Annotated in this window: 8 protein-coding genes; 3 read left to right on the forward strand and 5 right to left on the reverse strand. The window is 42.6% G+C overall.

All coding sequences use genetic code 11. The features are described from left to right. The 3 genes from AC5JMF_RS23320 to AC5JMF_RS23330 all read left to right on the forward strand — a co-directional run. A partial coding sequence (locus AC5JMF_RS23320) for a glycosyltransferase (protein ID WP_495798084.1) occupies positions 1-568 on the forward strand: 568 nt, incomplete at its 5' end. A 410-nt stretch (positions 569-978) separates the two neighbouring features. Beyond that, a complete protein-coding gene (locus AC5JMF_RS23325; protein ID WP_495798085.1) occupies positions 979-2,700 on the forward strand; it encodes an ABC1 kinase family protein in 1,722 nt (573 codons plus the stop codon). Between the two features lie 323 nt (positions 2,701-3,023). Then, positions 3,024-3,398, forward strand: coding sequence for a hypothetical protein (locus AC5JMF_RS23330; RefSeq protein WP_495798086.1), 375 nt, complete (start codon positions 3,024-3,026; stop codon positions 3,396-3,398). A 293-nt stretch (positions 3,399-3,691) separates the two neighbouring features. Here AC5JMF_RS23330 and AC5JMF_RS23335 read toward each other — a convergent pair whose 3' ends face one another. The 5 genes from AC5JMF_RS23335 to AC5JMF_RS23355 all read right to left on the reverse strand — a co-directional run bounded on the left by AC5JMF_RS23335 (position 3,692) and on the right by AC5JMF_RS23355 (position 12,332). Then, positions 3,692-4,267: a hypothetical protein gene (locus tag AC5JMF_RS23335; protein WP_495798091.1), complete on the reverse strand. Its 576-nt coding sequence runs from the start codon at positions 4,265-4,267 to the stop codon at positions 3,692-3,694. Then, on the reverse strand, positions 4,206-4,808 hold the full coding sequence (locus AC5JMF_RS23340) for a DUF262 domain-containing protein (RefSeq protein ID WP_495798087.1): 603 nt from the start codon (positions 4,806-4,808) through the stop codon (positions 4,206-4,208). Before AC5JMF_RS23340 ends, AC5JMF_RS23335 begins: the two co-directional genes overlap by 62 nt. 188 nt (positions 4,809-4,996) lie before the next feature. Further along, complete coding sequence (gene glgA, locus AC5JMF_RS23345) at positions 4,997-6,475, reverse strand: glycogen synthase GlgA (protein WP_495798088.1); 1,479 nt, start codon at positions 6,473-6,475, stop codon at positions 4,997-4,999. Positions 6,476-6,589: 114 nt separating this feature from the next. Next, complete coding sequence (locus tag AC5JMF_RS23350; protein ID WP_495798089.1) at positions 6,590-6,748, reverse strand: hypothetical protein; 159 nt, start codon at positions 6,746-6,748, stop codon at positions 6,590-6,592. Then, on the reverse strand, positions 6,732-12,332 hold the full coding sequence (locus tag AC5JMF_RS23355; RefSeq protein ID WP_495798090.1) for a translocation/assembly module TamB domain-containing protein: 5,601 nt from the start codon (positions 12,330-12,332) through the stop codon (positions 6,732-6,734). Before AC5JMF_RS23355 ends, AC5JMF_RS23350 begins: the two co-directional genes overlap by 17 nt. Positions 12,333-12,758: the final 426 nt, after the last annotated feature.

A 12,758-nucleotide genomic window follows, 5' to 3' on the forward strand; every position in this document is an offset into this window, starting at 1 on the left:
GGGGACGCGGGGACGCGGGGACGCGGGGACGCGGGGACGCGGGGACGCGGGGAGAGGGGAGGACGCGGGGACGCGGGGACGCGGGGACGCGGAGAAAATTTCTCCCACATCCCCGGTTGGTGAGCGAAGTCGAACCACATCCCCCAAAAAGGGTCGCATCTGGCTAGGGTTAAGTACTATGACTCGGAGTTTACGTGCGTATGACTCGCTGATGACTATTTGGGATATGGTTGCCCGTACTGCCTATACGCAACTGAATTATTCTCCTTTACTGTTGCTGGGAACTTTGATAGGAATGACGCTGATTTATCTAGTTCCACCTATGAGTATCATTTTCGGTCTATTGACGGGGAATTGGGCGATCGCTCTTACAGGTTTATCAGCATGGTTACTGATGACTTTGGCTTATTTCCCAACTACCCGTTTTTATCAACTTTCTTTCGGGTGGGCATTTTGCTTAAGCGCGATCGCTTTTCTCTATACCTTGATGACTTTAGATTCCGCGCTGCGACACTGGCAAGGACGCGGCGGTGCTTGGAAAGGAAGAGTTTACAATACTCAGTGCTGAGTGAGGAGTGCTGAGTGCTGAAGCGCGGTAGCGGGGTGTTTAGCCCGTGCTGAGTGAGGAGTGAAGAATCATATCCCCTGCCCCCTGCCCCTACTCCCCACTCCCTACTCCCCACTCCCTACCTACGCAAATAATTTCATCAACTAAGCTCAGGATAATAGTTAAGAAAAGATAAAATCGTCTGAGGGTAGTATAAATACTTGTAGTTTTATAAAGTATGATTAAGAAAAAGATAAATAACTTTAAGCGGTAAGACGAGCTAAAACGCTGTGAATAGTAGCCAAAAACAGGTAAAGTTCTAGTTGTTTTAGATAAAAAATTACCATCATTCTGAACTAGTAACAAAACTTATGGTTCAGGAATAAGGCTATTAAAGTGTAAAATTCCCAGTTGAAGAGGCAAGAAAGAGCGTGGGTCAGTATCAACCTGCTCAGCTAAAGCGCTATAATCCAGACGCGATCGCGCGTTTCTATCGTTACCGCCCTTGGCAAGCTTGGGCGCGACTGCTGAGAATTGTTTGGTCTTTTGCTGGATTCATCTTGAGTTTGAAGTTGGATGAATGGCAGAATCAAGTTGAGCAAAACAAGGGAAAACGGGCTACTCAGTTGCGAGAACTACTGACCCGTCTGGGGCCTACTTTTATAAAAGTTGGTCAAGCCTTATCAACTCGCCCTGACTTGATACGCAAAGACTTTCTTGAGGAACTGGTGAAATTACAAGACCAGTTACCAGCTTTTGATAATGCGATCGCCTACCAAATGATCGAAACTGAACTAGGTCGCTCCATTGAAGAATGCTTTAGCGAACTATCACCCCAACCAGTAGCTGCTGCTAGCTTGGGTCAAGTATACCGTGGACGTTTACTAAGCGGTGAAGAAGTAGCAGTGAAGGTACAGCGCCCCAACTTACGCCCAGTTCTCACACGCGACCTGTATCTGATGCGTTGGGCAGCGAGTTGGCTCGCTCCTTGGTTGCCTCTCAATCTCGGTCACGATTTGACTTTGATTGTAGATGAGTTTGGCATTAAGTTATTTGAAGAAATTGACTATATAAATGAAGGTCGCAACGCGGAAAAATTTGCTAGTAACTTTCGCAACGACCCAAAAGTCAAAGTTCCAGCTATTTATTGGCGTTACACCAGTAATCATGTTTTAACCCTGGAATGGATTAACGGCTTCAAGTTAACGGATACAAAACGCATCCGAGAAGCGGGTTTAGATCCAGAGATAGTTATCCAAATTGGCGTGACTTCCGGTTTACAGCAACTGCTAGAACATGGTTTCTTCCATGCAGATCCCCATCCAGGTAACTTGTTTGCCATGCCAGATGGTCGTATGGCTTACATTGACTTCGGGATGATGGATCAATTAGAGGAAAACACCAAAGAAACACTTGTTGATGCTTTGGTGCATCTGGTTAACAAAGATTACACTGACTTAGCAGAGAACTTTGTGAAGTTGGGGTTTTTAACTCCAGACACAGATATTTGTCCGATAGTGCCAGCATTGGAAGCCGTATTAGGCAATGCCATTGGCAAAAACGTTGCAGATTTTAACTTCAAAACCATTACTGATGAGTTCTCGGAATTGATGTATGAATATCCCTTCCGAGTTCCAGCCAAGTTTGCTTTAATTATTCGTTCGTTGGTGACACAGGAAGGTATTGCCCTGAGTCTCAACCCGAATTTCAAAATTGTTGAGGTGGGTTATCCCTACATCGCCAAGCGCTTACTAACAGGGGAATCGCCCGAATTAAGGCGGCGATTGCTCAATGTGTTATTTAAAGATAGTAAATTCCAATGGCAGCGCTTAGAGAATTTAATTGTGATCGCGCGTACAGATGGTAACTTTGATGTTCTACCTACAGCAAAGATAGGATTGCAATATTTGCTGTCAGATGAAGGTAAGTTTCTGCGGCGGCAGTTAGTGCTAGCACTCACCGAAGATGACCGCCTGCATACCGAAGAAGTCCAACGCCTGTGGAACCTGGTTAAAGATGACTTACAACCAAATCGTTTGTTAAATGCAGCAATCAGCGTCTTAACAGATTTATCTAGAGAAGGTGCAGTTGCTATATTACCCAAGGCCGCATTCTTAACTTCTTTCACTGGCAATCAGTCAATGGATAAATAAGCTGTTGCACATTCTCTGGCTAAATAATTCGTAATGACGCGACGCTCCTGCGTCGCTAACGCTTCGCTATCGAGGACTCGCTAACGCTACGCTAACGTAATTCGTAATTAAGACCGTCATGAGTAATTAGTCCTTTGTAAATACTTTTGACTAATGAGCAAGCACAACTACATATGGATTTTCAAACCTGTTTCCCTTCGGGTGACGCTCCTACGTCGCTAATGCTGCCAAGATCGCCACTCGCTCATGGGGGAAACCCCCATGACCACGCTCACCTGTTCCCTGTTCCTCGTTCCCTAACTTAACATCAACCAGGAGATTTCATGTATTATTACCCTTTACAACCACCATATTTCTTGTTGCTTGTAGGTTTACTGATAGCGTTAACATCTGGTTTTGCCTTATCTGGTACTTTAAAAGTAATTGTCGAGAAATGGCCTAGCGATCGCAGCGAAAATATTCAACCGCGTTCCTCATTGAAACAATTATTTGTACCATTTATCGGCATCACTGCTGGTGCTTGTTTATTTCTCTCTTCAGGCTTAGCAATATTTGGCTTTCCCTCTTCACTGGCTTTAGGGATAGGTCTACCGATTAGTCTTCTGACTTGCTTGCTTGTTTGGCTACAGTTGAATAGTATGCTGTTGTTTGTAGAACGTCAAGGCATGCAATCTTTAGATTTAGATTCTTTGCCCTAGTATTAAAATTTACCAAATTGCTGTGTAGTTAAGCTTCCAGAAGCGCTACTAAATACCTAAAGACCCCCGACTTTTTCAAAAAGTCGGGGGTCTCACTACAAGGGGGTATTAGTTCGTTCTCGTGCTTTATCTTCTTATTGATAAAATCTAACTTTAGCCTATCAATATTTTTAGGTTTTTTCTAGATGAGTTCTGATTCTGAGAGTTGTGAGTAAGAAAAACTGTGCAGTGATATTAGTGAGCTTAGATTTAATTTATTTTCTAACCAATATTCCATTCTATTTGTGTAAGCATTATACATTTCCTAAAACTTCTTGTGCAAGTTTAAATCTAGTAATTACTTTAGCTTTACTACTCGTAGCATATCTTATAGCATCAATATATTCTGGATTTTGTAGTAACTTATCAAAGTTGTACTGAATATTTTTTTTATGGTTTTGTAAAAAATCATCACTGTTAATTGAGAAGAAACAAGAAACAGATTCAAAAATAGCAATATTTATTCTTCCTCTCCTTTCTGCTGCTGGTAGACGGAAGTTTCTTCGTCCAAAAAATTCAAAACTTAAATTCATAACTCTCATAAAATCATTTTTTAAAAGTTCTATTTTATCATCCTTCATCAGATTAATTTCTTTCATTGCCTTTTCCACGAAATCGCTTAATTCACCCGGATATTCTGTTTTATAATCAAAAATTTTAAATGCTAAGTAGCGCAAAATAACTTCCCTATCTTTCATCCTTCTAGGGGATATTCCATAATCAATAGCTCTTTTAAAATAGTCTTTTTCTGATAACTCTTTGAGGAGTCTAGTCGATTTTCCGCGAAAAAATGCAATTTCGGACTTCTTGACGCTCAAGATTTGTTCCACCCGTATTAATTCTATTAAAAATATCGTAAACAACTTTGGCTGGTACAGAAGGTCTAATAATGTATATATAAAGTTTTTTATCTTCTATTCTTGTTTGATAGTCACCTGGCAACTCTTTAAGTTCTGAAAAATTATATCCATTTAAATCTGTTAAAGCTTCTAAGCCTGTTAAGTTAAATCCATCATTAACAAATTCGTGTAAGGTGGATGTTCTTTGTAACCCGTCTACAATAATATACTTACCTTCTACAGTTTGATTAACATACAAAGGAGGTAATGGAAAGTTAAGAATTACTGATTCAATAAATTTACTTTTCTTTTGTGGTGTCCAAACTAGATTACGTTGAAAATCAGGATCAATTATCAGCTTATTATTATTATATTTTCTCATTAACTCGAAAACTGTTTGGGGGTCTTCTCTAATGTCAATATCTGCTGTGGTTGGGTCATAAGGATACAATCCACCATTATCACTTCTATCTTCTTCAGCAGTATCCTCATCTTTTTCAATTACATCACTATCTTGTACTTCAATATCCATTTACCTTTACTTCAATAAAATTAAATGCCCTTCTGCTATATTCACTTATTTATTTAGTCTTGACACGCCAATAGTAGTGGCAAGACTAAAACGTTGCAATATCAATTTTCTTGTGGGGCAGGCGTCTTGCTTGCCAAAGAGAACCAACGAGATACGAGACACCCATCCTACAAGAGTTTGCTAGTGAATTACGATTTGTGTTTTATCCAGTCGTAAATCTCCAAATACTTATCTCCTGGGTCATTCCACGAATAATCGTATTGCATACCCCCAATAGCTAGTTTTTGGAACTCTTGGGGATATTGTATCCATAAAGCGATCGCTCGATCCATTGCTGACTCCAGAGCATAATTGTCTGTGTCATAAAACACATAGCCATTGCGGTTTTCCGGTGGTACATTCTGGTCGTAATCTCGGTCAAAGACTGTATTTACAAGTCCACCTACACCGCGCACAATAGGCACAGTACCGTACTTTAAGCCAATCATTTGAGTTAAACCACAAGGTTCGTAGTTGCTCGGGACAATAATCATGTCTGCCCCTGCATAAATTAGGTGGGATAATTCTTCATTAAAACCTAGTTCTAAATGGACATCGGGATTGCTATTTAAAAATTGTTTTTCATGCTGAAATTGAGCATTGATTCCTGCTTCTGTCGCCGAACCTAGTAATACAAATTGCGCTTCTTTTTTGAGTGCGTGATAAATAGCATGATGCACAAGATGCACGCCTTTTTGATGATCTAATCGACCGATGTAAGCAATGAGTGGTTTATCGGAATGGCGGAGCATCAGCCGCTCTTGCAAAGCTTTTTTGTTATATAGTTTTTGAGCAAAACCATCATAGCTATAGTTATAGGGTATGTAGCGATCGATTTCAGGATTCCAAAAATCGTAATCAATACCGTTGAGTACCCCACTAAATTTATCTCTGTGCAAGTACAGAGTATGACCTAAACCACAACCGATATCTGTTGTGCGGGCTTCCTCAGCGTGGTTTGGCGAAACTGTGGTGACAGCATTGGAGTAAACAATACCCCCTTTCATAAAGTTCAAAGCAAAGGGGTTAAAGTTGTCACGCAGCTTATCGTATTGGAAGTAATAGTCTTCTCTGTTTAAACCTGTTGCCCAGAGAGTTTGTACACCACCTATTCCCTGATGTTTAAAATTGTGGATGGTGTAGCAAACCCGTTGATACTCCATGCCGTGATATTTATACATCTCATGGAGCATGACAGGAACTAAGCCTGTTTGCCAATCATGACAATGGATGATGTTAGGTTTTTTATTGCTTTGCTGGAGGAATTCTAAAGCAGCTTTACTGAAGAATGCAAAGCGCATGTTATCATCATCACAACCGTAATAGCAGCCCCGATTGAAGAAATTATCACCTGAATGGGGTTCGATAAAGAAACACACCCGTCCATGCACCCAACCGCAGTACACAGAACAGTGAATTGCAGCATTATACCAGGGTACCTGCAAGTCTCTGTAGGCCTCATGAAATCCCCAAATATGGTCATAGCGCATACAATCATACTTGGGCAGAATAATTTCGACGCAATTGCCCCGAATCTCTAATTCTCGACTCAGCCCGTAAACGACATCGCCTAAACCGCCTGCTTTGATTACAGGCGCACACTCCGAGGCAATTTGTACGATGTACATTGGCAGCCCTCGCTTTACAAAACTTTATTTGTACTATACTTATATCAGTACATGATACATGTACTTATTGACAAGCGAGTGATGGAATGATAACAAGGAAATTTGAATACATACCTAGCGAGATAGGTCTGGGGATGAGGGGGATGTGGTTCGACTTCGCTCACCAACCGGGGGATGAGGAGGATGAGGAGGATGAGGGAGAAAGATAATTACCCAGTCCCCAGTCCCCAGTCCCCACTCCCCACTCCCCACTCCCCTAAAATCTTGTTTCATACTCCACTTGCAACTTGCTATCGTCGCCTAAGTTGGTTGAACCACGCATGAGAATTTCGTCGTTGAGTCGATATAGTACGTTGTAACGGAAAGGCTCATCGTTAGCCAAAGCCCGTGAAAGGGAGAGGGATAAATTGCGATTTAGGTCAAACACACCCTCTGCTGACAAATCTAAAACTGAAGTTCTCTTTGAGGCTTGACTAGTTACAGGGGTGGGAAATACGCGAAATTCGCTAAAACCTACAGCTTGGCCAATTTGAGTAATAGTGCCTTGCAGACTACCCAAAATAGTTGAACTAGCAAAATTAGTTAGCCCTTGGCCAGCATCTGTTTGACCAAAATTACTGAGAATTGAACCACCCAGCAAAGCAATAATTTCTCCTCTACTACGGCTAGGTTCGCTGGTCAATTCTAAGCTATCTGTCAATTTACTAACTGGGCCGTTAACCCTTGCTTGTACACGAACGGTACGTAAAGTTCCAAAGTTGCTAGCAGAAACATCGCTGATTTCCGCAGAAAGGGGTGATTCGAGTGTGCGATTACTCGTTGCTGATGCCTCTGGTACAATTGCAACCAACCGGACATCAAGAATTGGGTCGAGTCCTTGACTACGAGTAAAGCGGGCAGTTTGTTCGTAGCCCCGCGCTAAGGTAAATTGAGTGGAAAAGATGTCGAGTCGTCCTCCTGTGAGACGAATGACTCCTTCGGGAAGAGGTTTTGCTAATGTACCATTGATGGTTAGGTCGCCTTTTGCCTGGAAGCTAGCTATGGGCTGGCTAAACTGGGCTGCTCCTGGTACAAAGCTTAGTAAGGACTGGGTAACAATCCGAACATCGTCGCCTAAAACTAGCCGTAAATCTGTAAATTCCACGGGTAATTTGGGTGGGGTTGTTGCACTATCTGTAGTGCTAGTCTCTGCTGTGGTTGCGGGGTTAGTGCTGTTCTGTTGTGTTGCTGCTGGATTAGTATTATTCTCTGCTGTATTGGTGTTACTCTCGGCTAGGGTAATAACGTTATCATTCTCTGGTGTATTCGTTGGTTTTGAGCTAGCAGTGGCAGACTGTGCGATGATGACTTGACCATCACTCAACTGAATCTCTCCACCAATGTTAGGTTTGAGGGCTGTGCCTCGAATGATGATATCGCCGCTGACACCACCCTCATACAAATTCGGCACTTTAAAATCTAGTTGTTTTTCTATTGATACTGTTAAAGGGTTGGATATACCTTGCTGGGGTGCAAAAATGGGGAGAGTGCCTAGTGCATTTACTTGCCCTTGATTGTATGTACCTTGAATACCTTCAACATTCAGTGTATCGCCATTGAATTGCAGTGTTCCTATAACATTCGTTAAGGGTTCTGATAAAGCCTGGGCGCGAAAAGTAGCGTTGTTGACTGTGGCATTACCGTTGATAATTGGCTGGTTTAATGTTCCTTGGACGTTGACATTCACTTGTCCTTGACCGTCTACCCACGCTACTTGGTTGTTAGTAAATACATTTAACAGCGCTAGTCCTTCGTTTTTGACGTTGGCATCCACATTAATTTGATTGCTATCTGGTTGCACAGTTACAAAAGGCAATGGTGCAGGTACGCTACCTGTAATTGCTACTGGCTGTGTTCCCGTCACTAGCAAGTTACTGTCAAAATTTAGACGCGCATTGTCATAGTCAAATTTCAACTGTCCTGTTTGTACAGGTTGCTTGTTTAATGTGGCATTTGCTAGCGCTACTTCCCCTGTGACTTTGGGGTCTTTGACGCTGCCTGCTAAATTGGCTACTGCATTTACTTGCCCAGTAATATCTACAGGATATTTCTGTATAAAAGGGTCTAAAAGCGATAGAGGTAAACTAGCGACTTGCAACTGTCCAGATAGTTGTTCGGTTCCCAACTGTCCTGAAAAAGCTACCTGTCCCTGGTTAATACCTACACTCAAGGGTGAGAGTGAGACGACTCCATCGGCAAAAGTGCCTTTAGCAACGACTTGGTTGATGGAGTATTTACCCCATTGCCAATTATCACCTAGAAAATTAAAGCCGACATTTAACCCAGACCTTAAGGAACCATTGGCAGCGATCGCTCCACTCAAAGCACCCTTTAATTCTGCTAGGCTAGGTAAAGGCGGTGCGGCTTTTTTCTCCGCCTTTTGTTGCTGTGCTACATTGTTAGCAATTTTCGAGAAGTATGCTAACTGCGTTTGTAAATCTGCGTTGGGTAAACTCACCGACGAAGTATTAAGTATCTCTGCCCCTGCTAATGAGGGAGGCTGTAACTCACCACTAAAGTCTTGAAAGTCGGAAATCCCGAAGGCTTGTAGGAGTTTCTCAACTGGGAGTTGATCAAAATTAGCTTGGGCTTGAAATCGAGGGTCGTTTCCTGTTTGCAAATTGCCACTCAGGGCGATGTTGCCGCCTGCTATCCGCAATAGACCATTAGCTAAGCTAGCACCGCCATCAGCATAGTTGATGGTACCACGAAACTCATCAGCTGAGACTCTGCCAACACGAGGTTTAGCGATCGCAATCTCTCCCGCAGTCGCATAATTATTTAAGTTAACAGCTAAATTGCCGGTTAATTGCCCTGCTACAGGTTTCAATGCATTGTTGGGTAAGAAACTGCCAATTAAAGCCAGAGGAAACTGTTGGGCGTTGACGAGTAAATTTTCTCCCTCTGTTCTTCCCGTGGCAACTGCCCCACCACGCCGGAATAAAAATGAAGTGGGACGATAATTTGCACCCAGATTCAGCGCTATCCTATCTTGTACACCTGCAAGTTGCAGTCTTGCCCCTTGTCCGCCTTGAAAATTCACGTTTCCTGTTAAAAGTGGGTCAAACGCTAAGCCGCTGACCTTGAAATTACGCAGCCGGATGTTACCTCTAGCAGTCGGAGTCTCTGGAGTGCCGACAACTTGCCCATTAAAATCGAGTAACCCTGCTAGGGCTTGGTTTCCAGGAACGCTAAAACCAGTATTGTTGAGGTTGAAATCGTTAGCTGAGACGTTGAAATTAAATCCCGTGATTTTAGGTGTACCATTTTCTGGTGATTGGACAGCGATCGCCCCATTCGCATTTATGCCTTGGGTAGTGGCGCGTTGGACAATTAGCTGCTGTCCATTCCATTGCAGTTGGGTAGTGAGAGGTTGTTTCAACAACGCTAACCCTTGAGAAACACGAATTTGTCCAGCGGCACGAATATCTGGAAGCTTGAATGATGTCGCTGTACCTGCCAATTGGATATTACTATTCAGTCGCCCTTGTAATTGTGGTGAGAAACGGCTGACTTGAACTTGAGAGATATTTGCAACAGTTTGCCAACGACCACCATTAAAATTTAGCTTTTTGAGATTAACCGTACCGCCTGCTACATTCAAATTCGCAACTCCTGTGGCTTGAATAGTCGAAGGTTGGAAAGAAGCGGTGTTACCTGATAAATCAAACGCCGCATTCCTTAAAACTCCTCCCTGTAACTGCGGTGGTGTCTGCTGAAAACTGCTCAACTTGATGTTTTCTGCATTGACAAAAGCTTGCCATCTTTGTTGGACAACTTGACCCCTCGCCCTAATAGTACCGCCTGCGACTTTTAAGATCGCAATTGGCATGAGGATATTATTTCTTTGTTGAGTTGCCACAACTTGTCCGGTAATGGGATAGGTGGCAGCAGGCGCTTGTACTTGTGTGACTGTCCGCAGGTTGCCAAGATTACCAGAAATTCTCGAATTTGCCGATACCGTACCAATGGTGATGGGGGTTGAGGTGTTGTATGCTTGAGCGATCGCATCCCCTGGTAAGTTTTGTGCTTGAATGTTTAATGAGACTCTACCTTGGGGTGCTAGTTGAATTTGACCATTAGCCGTGACTTTTCCCCCCACTTCCGGGTTTGCTTGAACGCTAGCAATGTTGACATTTAAAGGTCTGCCTAAAGAGCCGACAACTTTAGCATTGGCAGATATGCCACCAACATTAATGGGAGTAGAAATATTGTAAGCTTGGGCGATCGCATTTCCTGGTATCCCCTGAGCTTTAATATCTACCGCTACCTGACCTTGGGGTGCGAGTTGAACTTGACCACTCGCTACAATTTGCCCTCCGGCTGGCGGTGTCACTTGCACACTAGATATATCCAATTTTAAGGGCTGTTTACCAAGCGAGCCTGAAACTTCTGCTTTAGCTGAAACATTCCCCACACTAATAGGCGTAGTCAAGCCATAGCTGCGTGCCAAGATATCTGCTGACACATCCTCAACTTGCACGTTAAATTTTACATCGCTTTTAGCTCCCAACAGCGCTTGACCGCCTCCTGTGATTTGACCACCTGCGGCCGGAACTAATTTCAAATTAGAAACAGCAATTTGGGATGTTTTGCCAGCTACACTCAAACGAAAGTCAGTGTTAATAGCTTTAAATTGTACGCGGTCAACTTGCACAGGTTTAATATTACTAGCGCTACCACTCAGAACTGGTTGCTGGATTGGCCCTTGCACCTTAATATCTGCGCGTACTTCCCCACTTGCGATGACTGGTGACTTCACCTTGAGAGTGTCTATGAGATTTTTAGCCGTGACCGATTTAATCTGTGCTGAGAGGTTGAAACCGGTTTGCGTATTCACTGTACCATTCGCCAAAACCGGAACCTTACCATAGTTCGTAGTTAAATTTTCCAAAGCAATTGTTTGCCCTTGGAAATTTAATCTGCCATTAGAATTGGCAAACGGTTGAGGAATATTTTGAACTTGGGCTGTAACTTGATTAGCGGTAGCTGTTCCCGTAATCGCTATTTCTTTGGGATCAGATGGAATTTGCACATCTAAGTTACTGTCTATGCTACCTGATTGCAAAGCAATAGGTGACTGAATTAATCTACTGATATCAGAGGCTTGTAAATTCTGTGCTAAAACCTTGAGATTGGTTTGTGATGTTGAGGTTTGTGTTTCACCAGCAATTTTGACAGCGCCTCCCCTGGTGAGTTGACCATTTATTTCATAACCAACACCTTTGTTATCCGGTAAAAATTTTGCAACGCCACCAAATTGATCTATAACTACAGAACCTTTTGGTTTAGTTGGTGTCGATGCTGGCAATAATTCCACGTCCCCGTCTTCGATTGTTAGCGTCTGTAACTCAGTTTTAATAAAACCTTTACCTTCCCCAGCTTTAACTTGTGCCGTCACCCAACGACCATCTTGATCTTGTTGGATGTAGACATTAGGCTGGACTAATGTGACATTTAATGCTAACTTTCGGCTGAATAGGAGTTCCAAGGGTGAGAATTGCACATCTACAGCTTTTGCTGTTACTTGGTCTGCATCGGTGGCAGTTGCTGGTATGGATAGAGAGCCAAATCTTAAACTAGAGAGGGAAAAACGTTCAACTTTGCCAATTTTGATTGGACGCCCAAGCAAGTCCTCAAGATTTTTCTCTACTAAAGGTGCTAAATTTTTGTACACATAATTTCTTGCCCACCAAGCACCAATTCCAACTCCTACAAGTAAAACAATACCTATAATTAGACTGCCACGTCCTAGAAGTAGGAGCCACAGACGACGCTTAGATACCTGGTCATTTTCTGGATTTGGAGGACGTGTCATGGTTGTTACTGGTGCTATTATCTGGAGTTAGCTGAGACACAAGCTAGTTGCAGTTGCATCAACAAACCACAAGCTATGATTTCTATCGGATAGCAGATTAATTATGATCCGACATCAATCAACATACTTGCTTTGACTAAGTTCTTGAAACTTTTCCAAGATAGATTATAAGGTCATACTTGCAAGGGATGACTAAATAATCTACTAATGCCCATCGTGGCAAGTAAAAAAAATATTTAGGGTTTGCTGAATAAAAACCTTGTAAATACGCTTCAAAAAAGCGTATTTACAAGGTTTTTGATAAAATTTATCGCATTGATTTTGAGGGGCTGCTAGATACCAGACTTTTTCAAATCTTTTCTCAGCTTTCTCTCATATCATGTCCGGCTAATCACTTATCATAAAAATTTCTCCCTTGTCCCCCTT

The organism is Desmonostoc vinosum (assembly GCF_059505385.1).